This is a genomic window from Gemmatimonadota bacterium (assembly GCA_041390105.1).
GTDB lineage: Bacteria > Gemmatimonadota > Gemmatimonadetes > Longimicrobiales > Gaopeijiaceae > JAGQIF01.
Map to the genome: position 1 here is coordinate 735,927 of JAWKQO010000001.1, position 14,504 is coordinate 750,430.

Sequence of the window (14,504 nt, forward strand, 5' to 3'; positions counted from 1 at the left end):
GGAGCTACTCGACGCGGCGGCGCCGCTTCACGAGCCGGAACTCGATCTGGCCCGAGGTCAGCGCCTCCAGGGCGCGGGTGGTGAGCTTCTTCTGCTCCCCGAGGCTCATGGCCTCATGAGGAAGCGCGTTGAGCTCGCGGGCGTACTTGGCCGCCACCAGCACACCCAGGTACTTGCTCTGGGTATTGCTCGCGAGCTCAGCCGGCGTGAACACACGCATCTGGATCTCCTTCCAGGGTACCTGCCAGAATCCGGGCAGATCTCAAGTATAATCTAGGGACCCGGCTTCGCGGGACCCCTCCTCCAGGCGCTCCAGCTCCTCCCTCAGCGTGGCGGCGATCTCCGCGACCCGAGCGCCTTCGTCGAACGCTCCGGAGCGCAGGGCGGGCCGATCCACCAGGGCCTCCAGGACCCGGGCCGTCTCGTCGACGTTCTGATTCACGAGCTGGATCGGGAAGCGGGGGGCCAGGTCCAGCTCCGCCAGGGCGGTCCTCAGACGCGCGGCCAGCTCCTGGCGGGTTTCCGTACCGCGGCCGCGCAGTCGTTCCAACAACGCCCGGCCCGTAGGGGGGAGCAGGAAGATCACCAGGGCATCCGGCACCCGTTCCTGGATCTCCAGGGCACCCTGGACGTCGATGTCCAGCAGAAGCGTCACACCTTCCTGACGCGCCACCTCGAAGTTGGCCAGCGGCGTGCCGTAGAGACGCCCGTGGACGGCAGCCCACTCGGCGAAGCGGCCCTGCTCGATCCAGGCACGGAAGGTCGCCTCATCGAGGAAGTGGTAGTCGACGCCGTCGACCTCGCGACCTCGGGGTCTGCGGGTGGTGGCGGAAACCGAGAAGCGGAAGCGCTCGGAACGTTGCACCAGGGCATGGGCGACCGTGGTCTTGCCCGTCCCGCTGGGTGCGACCAGGGCCAACGCCGGACACGGGGCCGCGGAGCTCACTCGATGTTCTCGACCTGCTCGCGCACCCGCTCGATCTCCTCCTTCATGCTGACGGCGGCTCGCTGAATCGCGGAGTCGTTGGCCTTGGAGGCGATCGTGTTCACTTCGCGGTTCATCTCCTGAACGATGAATCCGAGTCGTTTGCCGACGCCTTCGTGCTCGGGCCCGTCCAGCGCCTCGGTGAAGAGGTGGACATGGGACCGGAGACGAACCAGCTCTTCGTTGATGTCCCAGCGCTCGGCCAGGTACGCGATCTCGCGGGCCAGGCGATCCTCGTCGACCTCCACCGCTTCCGACAGGTCGCGCACCTGTGCGCGCAGACGCTCGCGCTCGGCCAACAGGCGCTCGGGCGCACGACGCTCCACGACCGCAGCCAGCTCGAGCAGCACCGCCAGTGCTCGCCGGAGGTCCTCCTCCAAGCGACGTCCCTCGGCACGCCTCTGCTCAACGAGTCCGGCCAGGGCATCGCGGGTCATGCCCACCAGCTGCTCCTCTTCGATCTCGAAGACGCGAGCGCTCGGATCGGCGCGGAAGATCTCGTTGAAGCGCGCCAACAAAGACACGTCCACCTCACCGGGCAGACCCAACTCGTCCTGCAGACGGCGAAGCGCCGACTGATAGGCTCGGGCTCGCTCCACATCCAGCTCGGGGAGCGGGACCTCGCGCGGACCGGCCGCACGATCGAAGCCGAGCGTGTAGCTCACGTGGCCACGCTGCACCGACTCCTTGAGCAACTCGACCACTTTGGCCTCCCAACGATCGGCTCCGTTGGGAAGTCGGATGTTCGAGTTGAAGAACCGGTGGTTCACGCTCTTGATCTCGACGCGCAGGGTGCCGCGCTCTCCCTCACGCGTGCTCTCCCCGAACCCCGTCATGCTACGGACCATGTCTTCCGACTCGCTCGTTCAGGACACCAACGGTTCGCTTCAGACTCAGTTCCACAGCCCCCAACGCACCCCATAGGCCGCACGAGTCAGGGGGAGGAGCCGCTCCGGAAAGTCTTGATTCTCACGGCGGAGCGTGAGGTTCTCCCAGATGACGAACAACTGCACCGACACGATGCGGATATGGAGTCGGGCGAACCAGCTCTGCTGGAACGGAACCGTCGCGAGAACCGCAGGATCACCCGGCGCCTCCTCGGCCACGAACACGTTCATCGGCTCGCGCTCGCGCACTCCTCCTTCGACGAGCAGCTCGAAGTTCCCTGTCGGGAGGAAGGTATCGTGGAACAGCACCCGCGCATCGTACTGGAGGCGAGGCGTGTAGGGCCACGCCTCCTCATCGTCCCAGCGCACGACGCTCCCACGCGCCGACAGACCGTCGAAGACGAGGAGAGGGACGTGGGCTTCGACGTCCCAGCCCATACGCTTCCCACCGGCCACTCGGCTGGAGCCCTCGTCGAAGGCCAGGCCGAAGCGCGCCAGCGAGTCGACGTCGACCGACACGCGTGCGCCGCGCAACAGCACACCCCCCCGTTCGAACGCGGCGCCCAGGCGGCGCGTGTCCCGCTCATCGAAAAAGCGCGGCGTGCGGGGGAACCCGGCGAAGGCGCTGTCCCCCGCGACGGTGAATCCGCGATACGGGACGCCGACCCGACCTCGATCCAGCTCTGCGAACGCGGAGAACCCGAAGCGGGGCGCGGTCCAGGCGGCAGCGCGGGAGCGCAATGCCCCCTCTCCCTCCCAGGACTCACGCCGCAGGTGGACGCTGGCGCCCCCGAGGGCGGTCGACTCGACCGCGGCCTCTCCATCCAGAGTCCAGGTGGGGAGGCCTTCACCATCCAACCGCCTGCCGGAGACTCCAACCTGGACGCGCTCCCCCGCCCACCCCGCTTCCAGGCCGAGCTGACGAACTTGAGGAGTCTCGAGAGAATCGGACGTGGAAAGACGAGCCGAACCCGCGAAGGCGCCGAGCGTCAGACCCTGGGACGGCATGGCACGCAGTCGCGCCAGCCAATCCGTCCGGTCCCGCTCGGCCGGCGGATAGAAGCTTCGGGTCACGCTGCGCTTGAGGAGCGTGACTTCCCCCCCGAAACGGTCGGAGGGAGCCAGGGTGTAGCGCGCCAACACGCCGTTGACGGAACCGTTGTCGTCGCCGGAGCGTCCCCGGGTGTCCACGCGATCCAGCGTGAGCAGGAGCGATCCGCCAGGCGCGCGCGGCAGCGCGAAGGTGCCACGGAAGAAGTTGGTCTCCAGGTCGCCCGTACCGGCTTCGATCTGCGTGTAGGGTCGCGGGTCCTGGAAGCGACGGCTGGTCAGGGCGATCTCGATCCCGCCGGGCGAGCGCTCCACCCGAACGGACTCGAGACCAGCCAGGCCGATCTCGGAGAGGTCGACCACGTCTCCGCCGAGCGGCACCAGCTCGATGCCGTCCTGCAAGACGCGGATCCGGCCTGCTGTCGCGGAGAACGCGACGGGCACGGCGGGGGCGCCGTAGTCCCCGCCCTGCACGACGCGCAGGCCGGGAACATCCCGTAGCAGATCCGCCAGCGTGAGCCCCGGCGCAAAGAGAATCTCACCGCGGTTCCAGAGCCACACGCCCGCTCGCTCGGGTCTCCGTGCCGTGGCGTCTTCGATGGACGGGAGGTTCACGACACGCAGAGAGTCCGGGATCGCCCGCACACGCAGCGTATCCGCCGAAACGTCTACCGTGTCCGGCCTCTCCTGGGCCCCGATCCCCGGAGCCGCCAAGAGAACGACGAGCGCCCCGGCCCGGCACAAGCCGGACCGGAGCGCGCTTCCACCCTTCGCGGTGATCAGGCGGACCTGCTCCGGACCCATTCGAAGAGAAGTCGGGTCGGGACGCCCAGCGCACCCTTGCGCTGGTAGGGGAGTGAACCGTCGCCGTAGGCCGTGCCCGCGATGTCGAGATGCGCCCAGGGGAGGTCTCCCACGAACTCCTTGAGGAACGTCGCCGCGGTGATGGTGCCCGCGGGCCGGCCACCCACGTTCTTCAGGTCGGCGACTTCGCTGTCGAGCTGCTTTCGGTACTCGGCGTAGAGCGGGAGACGCCAGACCCGTTCACCCGTGCGCGCGCCGGCCTTCTCCAACTCCGAAACCAGGCGGTCGTCGGTACCCAGGACGGCGCTGGCCTGATGCCCCAGCGCGATGACCACCGCCCCGGTCAAGGTGGCGCAATCGACGATGGCCGCGGGACTCTGCTCGACCGCGTACGCCAACGCGTCCGCCAGGATAAGGCGACCCTCGGCATCGGTGTTGATGACCTCGATGCTCTTGCCCGCATAGCTCTGGATCACGTCGCCCGGCTTGGTTGCGCTTCCGGACGGGAGGTTCTCGCTGGAGGGCACGATCCCGATCACGTTGGCCCTCACCTTGGCCTGCGCGATGGCGCGCATGGCGCCGATGACCGCGGCACCTCCGGACATATCGTACTTCATGTCCTCCATGCCGCTGGGGGGCTTGAGGGAGATGCCGCCGGCATCGAACGTGAGTCCCTTCCCGACCAGAACCAACGGCGGTTCGCTGCCCCTGCCACCCTGGTGCCGCATCACGATCAGGCGCGGTTCCTCCACCGAGCCCCGCGAGACGGCGAGGATGGCATGCATGCCGGCCTTCTCGAGCTTCTTCTTGTCGAAGATCTCGATCTCCAGCCCCATCTCCTCGGCCATCTGCCGCGCTTCCTCGGCAAGCCGAGTGGGAGTGACCAGATTCCCGGGCCGGGATTGGAGGGTCCGCGCGAGGTTGGTCCCCTCGGCCGCCGCCAGCCCGTCCCTGATTTCCCGATTGAGCGTCGAGCGGTTCCCTCCGGGAGCCAGCAGCTCCAGGTGGGTCACACTCACCTTCTCCTTGCCTGGCTCGGGGGGAGCCTTGAGCTCGGTGAAGGACCATGCTCCCAGCACGACGCCTTCGACCGCGGACCGGCCCATCTCGCCGGCACGCTTGGCCACGGACGGCAGAACCAGGGTGAGGTTCGGACAACGCGCTTCCTCGGCCGCACGGACGGCGCGTCCAGCCGCGCGACGCATCTGCTCCTCGTCGAACTCCGCCTTGGCACCCAGGCCGAGGATCAGGACCCGGAAGCGCGCTTCGGACTTGCCGCCATGGAGCAGCACCTTCTCACCGCCATCGGTGCGCACCTCTCCGGCGGCGAGGGCGTCTTCAACGACCTCCCGGACTGCATCGGGAAGGACAGACGGGCAGGAGGACTCGCCGGAGAAAAGCCCGAAGGCAACGAATGAAGGTGATGTACGGGCCGGCGTGGACCGGGTGCTCAAAGAGACTTCCATGACCCCCCTCTACATGCTCTCGATGATCGCGGTTCCGGAACTTCTTCGGTGGCTGGCCGCCCTCCCCATCCACTCCAGGCCAGGACGTCGGATGGGGGCACTCAGGGCCTCGGGATGGCGGGTCCCAACGACCCGCCCTGACGGAGTGGCGCTCTGCCGGGCGGTGAGCAAACCTCGAACGTAGGCAAGGGCGCAGGAAGGGCAAGGCACGGGAGTGACTGTGCCCACGGAGGTGCTCCGCACCGCGAGAGCGGAGGGTGCTGGGCCAACTGGGGAACGCACCCGGCAGGGCATCCGAGCATCGATGGGCACGAATCTGGAGCAGTGACAGCCCGGGATTCGACCGGCACTGACCGCTTCCGGACACCCCCTGGCCCGTTTCGTGCCAGTTACGCTTGACGGCGGCGACCGAGAGATCGAATGTTGTACCGCCACAACGCGAGACTACGAGTCGGCTTCCAAGAGAACTGACGACCGGGAAAGCATTGCCGGCGCAGGGTTTTGAACCGGGCCCTGTGATCGGATCCCGTCTCTTGGAAGCCGACTTCTCGTTTCCGGTCCCGGGTCAGGGACATTCAGGAATCTGCGGTAGCGGTTCAACGAACTGCGTTCTCCCCCCCTCGCATCTTGCCGCGTGCTCGGGCAATCTCCTATCTTCGACTTTCGGTTTTTATTCGGTCACCGTCGGTCGGTCAGCCCATGTCGGACGCCCTCCATGCGCACCTGTCCCAACTGTCGATCCGCCAGGGTCGCTACGCACACACGGAACGCACCCGCGCCTCTGGAAGCCGCCTGGCCCTGTGTCTGTGGATGCCCACTTTCGAGCTCCGACTGGAGCTCGCCCGTACCCCCGAGCTGGATTCGACCTCGGTCGCCCTGCTGTCTCCCCGTGAGGGAGCGCGTCGTGAGATCTGGCAGGTTTCCGAGCGCGCCGCGGAAGCCGGTGTCCGCCCTGGAATGCTCGTCTCCAAAGCGGTGGGCCTCTCCCCCTCCCTGACTCTGCTCGAGCCCGACCCTGCCCACTACGACGCGGCCATGGAAGAGATGATGGAGGCTCTCTCGGCCGTGAGCCCGGTTCTGGAGCCGGCAGGCCGAGGGAGGATCTACCTGGGCATGGACGGTCTGGGGAGGCTGTACGGCGCTCCGGAGTACCAGGCGACTCGCGCCCTGCGGGCCCTGCTCCAGGTCCTTCCTCGTCCCCTGGTCGCCGCACTCCGCGTCGGCTGGGCACCGGGCCGTTTCGGCGCCTGGGTCGCCGCCGTCTCCGCCGACCCAGGACGGCCTCGCATCGTGCGCGAGGAGGAGCTGGTCGGATTCCTGGCCCGCTGCCCGGTGAGCGCGCTCCCCCTGGAACCCCTCACCCTGGAGCGTCTCGACCGCCTGGCCATCGGCACGCTGGGTGAGTTGTGTGCGCTCCCCGAATCCGCGCTGGTCGCACAATTCGGAGAAGACGGTGCCAACGCCCATGCCTGGGGGACCGGCCGCCGCATCGATCCGGTCCGGCCCTGGCACCGACCTCGTCCGATCCGGACCGCGATCGATTTCTCGACCCCCATCGGCCAATCCGATACGCTGCACGGCGCACTGGATCGGTTGCTGGAACGGGCGCTGGGACGTCCCGAACGGCGAGGACGGAGCGTACAGGGGCTCCGCCTGGCCGCCCGGCTCGAAGGAGGCGGCTCCTGGGGGGTGGAAGCGGTGCTCAAGGAACCCACGTCCGAGCGAGCACGCCTGGGGTTCGTACTCAAGAACAAGATGGCGCTCTCGTCCCCTCCCCGTGCGGTGGAGACCTTGATCGTCGAGTTCTTCGAGTTCGGAGCGCCTGCTTCCCAAGCCGAGCTGTTCGCACGCAGGGAAACCACGGGCCGTGCAGCGGAAGGACATGGCCTGGCCGCAGGAGAAGTCCCCCAGGGACTTCGCGAGGCCGTGCGCGAACTCAAGCTGAAGATCGGGTTTTCACCGCTCTTCCGCGTCGTGGAGGTCGATCCCTGGTCACGCCTTCCCGAACGACGTCACGCGCTTCTGGAGTTCGACCCGTGAGTGCGGGGGGACCCGAGCGCACGACCGGGATCGGCGCGAAAGGGCCCCGCGAACTCCGGTCGCGGGGCCCTTCCTGCGCGGGGATCCCTCTTCTTCGCGCTGCTAGAGACGGGTGAGTCGGAAGTTCTGGCGCACCACCGCGTCCGGCCCCACCTCGAATTGCCGCTGCAGGCTTTCGCCGCTGGCTGGAACGAATCCCGAGGGTGTCTCGACCGTCAATGTCCAACTACCGGTCTCGACGGTTCCAAAACGGTAGGTGCCCGAGGTATCGGTGGCCGTGGAGCGCACGTCGCCGGCTCCGTCACTCAACGTGACCCGTACACCCGCGATACCGGCCCCCTGGGCATCGAGGACCTCTCCCTCCACCGAGCCACCCTCCCCGAACGAGAGCAGGAACCCGGCCTCCCCGTCCCGACAGGCCGAGGCCCCGAACGAAAGCACGATCGCGCTGACAAAGAGGGCAAGCGTCCCGGCACGAACGGGCGCAAAGAGACGGCGGGCGCGGAGAGGCCCGAAATGATAAGACCACATCTGGTGACGACTCCGTAGGGATGTGAAGCGACCCCGCCCTACGAATAGCACCGCCACGCCCGGCGCGCGAGCCACGGACCTGACCCGACTGTCTTCCCCGACTCCTTCGACCTGACTGGTCGACACCTGCCCCCCTCACCCACCCGTAAAGGAACGTGTCAGTCTGTGGTGTGGACGTCTCCATGTGGCGATGCGCCTCCACAACAGACGTCACTTTTCTTGACGGCCTACAGATCATCTCGATTCTGATATCACAATATGTAACCGACACATTCACAGTCTGTTACAGACGCGCGTCCACCGCGGCTCGATCGGGGAATGTCATTTGCCCTGCTCTCCTCCCGAGCCGGACACGAGGGTGTGACCGGCGCCCCCAACTCGATGGAGCTTCTGATGCACTCGACCCGACGGAGCCGCCCCCTGGCGCTCATCGCCCTGACGGGCGCCCTGGCCGCCTGCGCCGATTCCGGTCCGCTGGGACCCGACCTGACCGAGATCGACCCGGTCGTCGCCCCCATGCCCGAACCCTGCCCGGCGATCCCGCTCACCGGTGCCCAGGAGGACTTCGAGAGCCCGAAGGGGAAGAAGGGTGGCTGGGGAACCCTGCTCAAGACCGGGACGACCAGCAGCTCGACGACGCAGAGCCTGACCTCGACCACCGGGACGACCGGTTCCACGGGCCTGAACGGAGCGGCGGACGCCACCGCGTCGGGCTGCGGATCCTGACCTCAGGAGCGTTTCAGACCTCATCGTGACCACGATGATCGGGTCCGTCCGGTCCGGGGAGTTCGAGCACCCTGCCCCGCTCGGCTCTTCGGGCCGGACGCCGACCCACGCGCCCGCGCTGCTGTCCGACCTGGTCGGCTCCAATCCCGTCTTTCGGGATGTGCTCGCTCAGATCGAGCAGGCCTCCCGCGATCCCCGACCGCTCCTGCTCCTCGGTGAGCCCGGGACCGGCAAGCGACTGACCGCACATGTGCTCCACCGCTTGGAGCCACTACGGGCCGGTCCCCTGCTTGGAATGGACTGCTCGGAGCTGGAACCGGACCTGATCGAGCGAGAGCTGTTCGGAGACCCCCATACCATGGGTCTCCTGGACGTGTCTGCCGGCGGCACGCTGGTGCTCCGACGGATGGACGTCCTGGCAGCGCGGACGATGCGCCGCCTGCGGCGCACCTTCACATCGATGCCCGAGTCACGCCGCCCGCGCCTGATCGGGACCTGGAGAGTGCCGTACGGTGCCGACTCCTATGGCAGCGCCGGTGGGGCGGTGCTGGGAGCGGTGTTCGAGGATCGCGCGCTCACACTTCCCCCGCTGCGACTCCGCGGAGAGGACCTTGAGGCGCTGACGGACCACTTCCTCGCCCACGCCGGCGTCGGCGCACGAGACGTGTCCGCGCAAGCCCGCTTCGCACTGGCGTCGCACCGCTGGCCGGGAAACGTCCGCGAGCTACGCAGCGTCATTCGCAAAGCGGCACTACGGGCGCCGAACACCATCGAGCTGGAACACCTGGCCATCCAGGCGCGCACGCCGGCGCTGCGCGCCGTTTCGTCCGATCCGGAGCGCCTGCGCCTGGAGGGACGTTCCCTCGCCGAGATCGAAGCGGATGCCGTTCGGCAGACGCTCCGGCTCACGCGTGGGAACCGCACCGCTGCAGCTCGCTTGCTGGGAATCTCACGTCCGACCCTTCTGCGGAAGATCCGCCAGTACGGGGCCGATCGCAGCTAGGATCCACTTCCACCACCCTCACCCCCTGACCCCGACCCCCATGCTCGCATCCCCCTTCACCAGTTGCTTCGCACATCTGGCAGCGGAAGGGCAACACGCCCTCCGCACCAACGACCGCAGATCGCTGCGCATGGTCCTCGCCGATCTCGCCGAGTACTGGGAGCGTTCGGGCGATCCTGAGCTCGCCCGCGAGGTTCGACTCTACGCGCACGACGTGGTGGCGCCCGACGACCACTGAGTCGTAGCGCCGGAGACCGGGTCCCCTTCGGTGCGCGCGTGACCGCGCCCGGGGCGATGCCGCTAGGAGTTCTGCCGCGTCCGGAAGTAGGGCTCGACAGCGTCGTCAGGCGGCGGTGGGGTCACAAGACTCACCACCACCAGCGCCAGGGCGGACACCAGGAAGCCGGGTAGCACCGGATCCAGGCCCGCCGATCCGAACCGCTTCCAGAGAAGCGTCGTCACCAGGCCGCCGATCATGGCCGCGGTCGCGCCTTCGCGGGTGGCGCGCTTCCACAGCACGCCGCCGACGACCGGCATGAAGAAGCACGCGGCCATCAGCGCCGTGAACAGCAGCACGATGAACTGCACCAATTCCCCTTCGCCTACACCGGACAGGACGAGGATCACAGGCGTCGTCCCCACCACCACGATCCCCAGCCGATCCACCCAGCGACGACGGAGCTCGCTGGTGTCGGGCGCGACGAGGTTCTGGTAGAGGTCGACGGACAGGGCCGACCCGGCCACGATCAGCAGCGAATCCACCGTCGACATCATGGCGGACAGGATCGCGGCCAGCAGGATGGTTCCCATCACCGGAGGCAGCACCGCGCTCGCCACCATGGGCATGGCCAGGTCGCCGGTAGGGAGCAGCGGAAAGAGCACGATGCTCGCCAGCGCGAGCACGAACACCAGAAGGTTGATGCCCGTGCTCATCAGGATCGCGAACAGGATGCCGCGACGCACCTGCGCCATGTCCCGCATCGCGAGGAGGCGCACCAGCCGTTCCGGCGTCGCAACCGAGCCGAGGAGGAACGACAAGCCCATGGTGAACAGCAGCGCGGGGGGTAGCCCCTCCCAGGTGAAGACCAGTGGATTGGCGGCTTCCACCAGTTCGAACAGCGCCGTAGCGCCTCCCACCTGACGGAGCGCCAGTGGAACGGCGCAGAGGGCTCCGACCCCCATGATGAGCAACTGCAGGAAATCCGTGTAGACGACGGCGATCATTCCGCCCACGACCGTATACACGAGAAGAATGGCCGTGAAGCCCACCATTCCCACCGAAGTGTCGATTCCGAAGATGGTGTGGGCGATGAGTCCACCCGCGACGATCTGCGCCTGGATGTAGACGACCGTGGCGATCAGGATGATCGCTGCAGCCAACCCGCGCACGCGTTTCGAGTAGTAGCGCCGTTCGATGAACGCAGGTAGCGTCAACTGCCGAACCCGAGTGAAGCGCGGAGCCAGCACGGCTGCGAGGAACCAATACGCCAACGGGATGGTCAGGACCAACCAGGTGAATGACCAGCCCACGGTGTAGATCACCCCGATCGTGCCGATGAACGTGCCCGCACTGACGTGGGTGGCCGCGATGGTGGCGCCCCCGACCAGCCAACCCAGACGCCCGCCCGCGATCCAGTAGTCGGCCTCGTCCCGTGTCCGCTTCAGACTGTACAGGCCGATCGCGAACACGAGGATGAAGTAGAGCGCGAAGACGACGGCGCGGAGGGTCATGGGCCTTCTCCCGCTGCCGTGTTGTCTGCCCCGCTCTCGCCCGCGCGTTCTTGGGTCCGCTCGGTCCGGCGCATCCAGACCACGTACCCGACGATGATCCCGGCGAACGCCACGAAGAGTCCCCAGAAGACGAAGCGGTCCATACGGGCGACCCTACACGCGCGCGCTCAAGTGGCGCCATCCCGCCCACCCCAGGAGGCCGATAAGCACCACCACGGCGGCCTCGAAGACGACGAGCCCGTCGACGCGCCCCCGATCAGACGGTCGGAGCCGCACCCGCACCAGCGACGGCACCGTCGACAGGGTGCCCCGGACGACGCCGTTCTCGTCCGCGTCGCCGAAGACGGAGGGAAAGCTCTCGGCCACCCGGAAGCCGGCCGGCAGCACCAGGTCGCCGCCGAAGAAGTCGGCGCGCGCCGAAGCCGCCGCGGTGCCCACCGTCGGAACGGGAAGAGCGACCTGCACGTCACCACGGGAGTCCCGCCGCAAAGGCAGCCCGTAGCGCAACTCGAAGCGCACAGTGTCGGAGGACTCGAGCGGGAGCAGCGCCTCGGCCCGTGGACCATTGCGTTCCACGGGCACGCGAGTCGGAGGCCCCGCGGGGAGCCGCAGCTCGATCCACTCCGGTACCCCATCGTCGAAGGCGAGCATGCGAAGCCTCACCGGTCCACGGACCTGGGACAGCGTCGCGGTCAGGACCGCCTCCGCCTGCGCCCCACGGAGATCGACCTCGAGCCGGACCTCCTGCAGCACGCTGGAATCGGGTGCCTGAGCGCTCGCAGCCCCGAGTCCGGCACCCGTCAGACCCGTGACCAGGAGCGTCAGGCTCAGGGCCACACCTGACCGAGCACGCGGAGCACGTTCCCCCCCATCACCTTGGCGATGTCGGCGTCACCGTACCCCGACCGCACCAGCCAGCGGAGGATGTTGTGGGACCCCTCGGTGGGATTCTCGAGCCCCTCGACCCAGGGCACCCGCTCGAACCCGGGCACGGCCGGCTTCGCTTCACGCTCGCGACCCGAGCGCGATTCTTTGATGGAAAGGTTGGCGGCGTACACATCGTGCAGTCCGACGTGGTCCCCGTAGAGGGTATCGGGCCCGAACGCCACATGATCGATCCCGACGAGCGCGCGGATGTACTCGAAGTGATCCATGAAGGACTCGAGGGAGTGTTTCGGGTGCGCCGGACTCACGGTCGTATGCGGTGCGCACTCGATGCCGATGACGCCTCCTTTCGCTGCGCACGCCTCCAGGACTTCGTCCGGGGCCAGCCGGTTCGAGTCCCACAGCGCACGCGCCCCGATGTGCGAGAGCACGATGGGGTGCTCCGAGCACTCGATCGTATCCAACGTGGTCAGATCCCCACAGTGTGAGCAATCGATCAGCATGCCCACCTTGTTCATCCGTTCCACGGCACGCCGCCCGAACACGGTGAGACCCCCATCGCGCGGCTCCTTGAGGCCCGCGCCCAACTGGTTGCCCTCGCTGTAGGCGATGCCCAGCGCTCGCACGCCCAAGCCGAACAGGAGCTCGATGCGATCGAGCTCGTTCTCGATCATGGCGGCGCCTTCCATCGACGCGATCCAGGCGACCCGCCCCTCCCGCTTGGCGCGGTGGATGTCGTCGACACGCGTGGCGTGGAAAACGAAGCCCTGGTGGGCGAGGTCGCACAACCGCATCCCCAGGTCGTGCACGACCTCGGTCCACTTCCAGCCGGAGTGGGAGTGGATCGTGCAGATCCCGTCCATGAGGTTGTCGAACACCGCATCCCACAGCCCGTGGGCGAGCCCCTCGTATGCCGTGGGCATCCGGCCGGTGCGCACCATGTCGGGGGTCTGCTGGATGTCGGCCGGGAACGTGCCGAGGTGCTCGTGCAGCGAGATCATGGGCGTGCTCGCCGCCAGGCGCTGGGCTTGTGCCTCCTGCTCCGCGCTGAGCGGCACGACGAAGGGCGGGACCCGCCCCAACTCGGGCGCCAACTCGAACGCCCGGTAGTCCGCGCCCGGCTCCAGGTACTCGAAGGAGCGATCGCCACGATAGCCAGCCTTCACGGCCATGGGTGCCTCGATGCAGGAGGGGGGTCGACGACCTCGGTGTCGCGCTAACCTACGGGCGGCGACTCTGGCGAGCGAGAGCCTCGGGCCTTGCACGGCAGAGCGCTCCGGGCTATCAACGCGGAGTGAGCGAACGCCGCGTCCTTCCCGATATCCGACGCTCGTGGACGGTCTCGTCGGAGACCTACCATGCCCCCGAGCACTACCGCAGACAGTGCGACCGAGTGTTCGCGCACTCCTGGCAGTGGGTGTGCGACCGGGGCCGTGTGAAAGCACCGGGTCACGTGCTCCCATTCACGCTGTTGGAAGGCTGTCTGGACGAGCCTCTCTTCCTCTCCTGTGGACAGGACGGGACCACGCGCTGCCTCTCCAACGTGTGCACGCACCGGGGAGCCTTGGTCGTGGAGGGCGAAGGACACCAGCACACCCTGCGCTGCCGCTATCACGGGCGCCGCTTCACGCTGGAAGGCGGGTTTCACTCCATGCCCGAGTTCGAGCAGGTGGAGGGCTTCCCTTCCGCCTGTGACGACCTGCCCGAGTTGCCGTTGGAGACGTTCGGTCCCCTGCTCTTCAGCGGGATCGATCCCTCCATCTCCTTCGCGGATTGGATCCGGCCGGTCCAGCAGCTGGCCGGCTTCCTACCGTTCGAACGCGCGGTCTTCGATGCAGCCACCGCCCAGGACTACACGGTGGCAGCGCACTGGGCGCTTTACGTGGACAACTATCTGGAGGAGTTCCACGTCCCCTACGTCCACGCTACCAGTCTCCAGGGCTTGGATTACAGCGCCTACCGGACCGAGTGCTTCGAGTGGGGCAATCTGCAGCTCGGCATCGGACGGGAGGACGAGGAGCTCTTCACACTCCCCGAGGACCATCCACATTCCGGAGAGCGGGTAGCCGCGTTCTACTTCTGGCTGTTCCCCGCGACGATGCTCAACGTCTATCCCTGGGGACTGTCCTTGAACGTCGTGGAGCCCCTGGGGCCGGCGCGGACGCGCGTCCGCTTCCGCCCCTACGTCTGGGACGCCGCCCGACGGAGGGGTGTGGGAGGCGATCTCCATCGAGTGGAGATGGAGGACGAGGAAGTCGTAGAGTCCGTCCAGCGCGGGGTGCGCTCACGATTGTACGACCGGGGGCGGTTCTCTCCGCGGCGGGAGGTCGGGGTCCACCACTTCCACACGCTGCTCGAGCAGGCCCTGGCAGACCCCTCCTGAACGCTCTATATTC

Annotated in this window: 15 protein-coding genes; 5 read left to right on the top strand and 10 right to left on the bottom strand. The window is 67.6% G+C overall.

Annotated elements, in window-relative coordinates:
• Window positions 1–4: 4 nt before the first annotated feature.
• From rpoZ to R3E10_03365, 5 genes are read right to left on the bottom strand one after another with little or no spacing between them, the layout of a single operon-like run.
• Window positions 5–220: a DNA-directed RNA polymerase subunit omega gene (gene rpoZ / locus R3E10_03345; GenBank protein ID MEZ4414763.1), complete on the bottom strand. Its 216-nt coding sequence runs from the start codon at window positions 218–220 to the stop codon at window positions 5–7.
• A 42-nt stretch (window positions 221–262) separates the two neighbouring features.
• Window positions 263–946, bottom strand: coding sequence for a guanylate kinase (gmk, locus tag R3E10_03350; GenBank protein ID MEZ4414764.1), 684 nt, complete (start codon window positions 944–946; stop codon window positions 263–265).
• On the bottom strand, window positions 943–1,833 hold the full coding sequence (locus tag R3E10_03355; protein ID MEZ4414765.1) for a YicC/YloC family endoribonuclease: 891 nt from the start codon (window positions 1,831–1,833) through the stop codon (window positions 943–945). Before R3E10_03355 ends, gmk begins: the two co-directional genes overlap by 4 nt.
• A gap of 45 nt (window positions 1,834–1,878) precedes the next feature.
• Window positions 1,879–3,726 (bottom strand): TonB-dependent receptor, encoded by a 1,848-nt coding sequence (locus R3E10_03360; protein MEZ4414766.1) that lies wholly within the window; start codon window positions 3,724–3,726, stop codon window positions 1,879–1,881.
• Window positions 3,702–5,192 (bottom strand): leucyl aminopeptidase, encoded by a 1,491-nt coding sequence (locus R3E10_03365; protein ID MEZ4414767.1) that lies wholly within the window; start codon window positions 5,190–5,192, stop codon window positions 3,702–3,704. Before R3E10_03365 ends, R3E10_03360 begins: the two co-directional genes overlap by 25 nt.
• 699 nt (window positions 5,193–5,891) lie before the next feature.
• Between R3E10_03365 and R3E10_03370 the strand changes: the two genes are divergently transcribed.
• Window positions 5,892–7,232 carry a DNA polymerase Y family protein gene (locus tag R3E10_03370; protein ID MEZ4414768.1) on the top strand — a complete coding sequence of 447 codons (1,341 nt, stop codon included), beginning with the start codon at window positions 5,892–5,894 and terminating at the stop codon, window positions 7,230–7,232.
• Window positions 7,233–7,334: 102 nt separating this feature from the next.
• Here R3E10_03370 and R3E10_03375 read toward each other — a convergent pair whose 3' ends face one another.
• A complete protein-coding gene (locus tag R3E10_03375) occupies window positions 7,335–7,763 on the bottom strand; it encodes a carboxypeptidase-like regulatory domain-containing protein (GenBank protein MEZ4414769.1) in 429 nt (142 codons plus the stop codon).
• Between the two features lie 318 nt (window positions 7,764–8,081).
• Here R3E10_03375 and R3E10_03380 point away from each other — a divergent pair, with 318 nt between their 5' ends.
• The 3 genes from R3E10_03380 to R3E10_03390 are packed head-to-tail and all read left to right on the top strand — an operon-like array spanning window position 8,082 to window position 9,730.
• The gene (locus R3E10_03380; protein ID MEZ4414770.1) at window positions 8,082–8,489 is read left to right on the top strand and encodes a hypothetical protein; all 408 of its coding nucleotides are present in this window, start codon (window positions 8,082–8,084) and stop codon (window positions 8,487–8,489) included.
• Between the two features lie 34 nt (window positions 8,490–8,523).
• Window positions 8,524–9,492 (top strand): helix-turn-helix domain-containing protein, encoded by a 969-nt coding sequence (locus tag R3E10_03385; protein MEZ4414771.1) that lies wholly within the window; start codon window positions 8,524–8,526, stop codon window positions 9,490–9,492.
• A gap of 40 nt (window positions 9,493–9,532) precedes the next feature.
• Complete coding sequence (locus tag R3E10_03390) at window positions 9,533–9,730, top strand: hypothetical protein (protein ID MEZ4414772.1); 198 nt, start codon at window positions 9,533–9,535, stop codon at window positions 9,728–9,730.
• A 62-nt stretch (window positions 9,731–9,792) separates the two neighbouring features.
• On the opposite strand, the gene R3E10_03395 is transcribed toward R3E10_03390, so the two are convergent.
• Genes R3E10_03395 through R3E10_03410 form a run of 4 tightly spaced genes read right to left on the bottom strand, consistent with a single transcriptional unit; the run spans window position 9,793 to window position 13,280 of the window.
• Window positions 9,793–11,223: a sodium/solute symporter gene (locus tag R3E10_03395; protein MEZ4414773.1), complete on the bottom strand. Its 1,431-nt coding sequence runs from the start codon at window positions 11,221–11,223 to the stop codon at window positions 9,793–9,795.
• Window positions 11,220–11,366: a hypothetical protein gene (locus tag R3E10_03400; protein ID MEZ4414774.1), complete on the bottom strand. Its 147-nt coding sequence runs from the start codon at window positions 11,364–11,366 to the stop codon at window positions 11,220–11,222. The genes R3E10_03395 and R3E10_03400 overlap by 4 nt, the downstream gene beginning before the upstream one ends.
• Before the next feature lie 10 nt (window positions 11,367–11,376).
• A complete protein-coding gene (locus R3E10_03405) occupies window positions 11,377–12,060 on the bottom strand; it encodes a hypothetical protein (GenBank protein ID MEZ4414775.1) in 684 nt (227 codons plus the stop codon).
• Window positions 12,051–13,280: a membrane dipeptidase gene (locus R3E10_03410; protein ID MEZ4414776.1), complete on the bottom strand. Its 1,230-nt coding sequence runs from the start codon at window positions 13,278–13,280 to the stop codon at window positions 12,051–12,053. The genes R3E10_03405 and R3E10_03410 overlap by 10 nt, the downstream gene beginning before the upstream one ends.
• 122 nt (window positions 13,281–13,402) lie before the next feature.
• On the opposite strand from R3E10_03410, the gene R3E10_03415 reads away from it, so the two are divergent.
• The gene (locus tag R3E10_03415; GenBank protein MEZ4414777.1) at window positions 13,403–14,491 is read left to right on the top strand and encodes an aromatic ring-hydroxylating dioxygenase subunit alpha; all 1,089 of its coding nucleotides are present in this window, start codon (window positions 13,403–13,405) and stop codon (window positions 14,489–14,491) included.
• Window positions 14,492–14,504 lie beyond the last annotated feature (13 nt).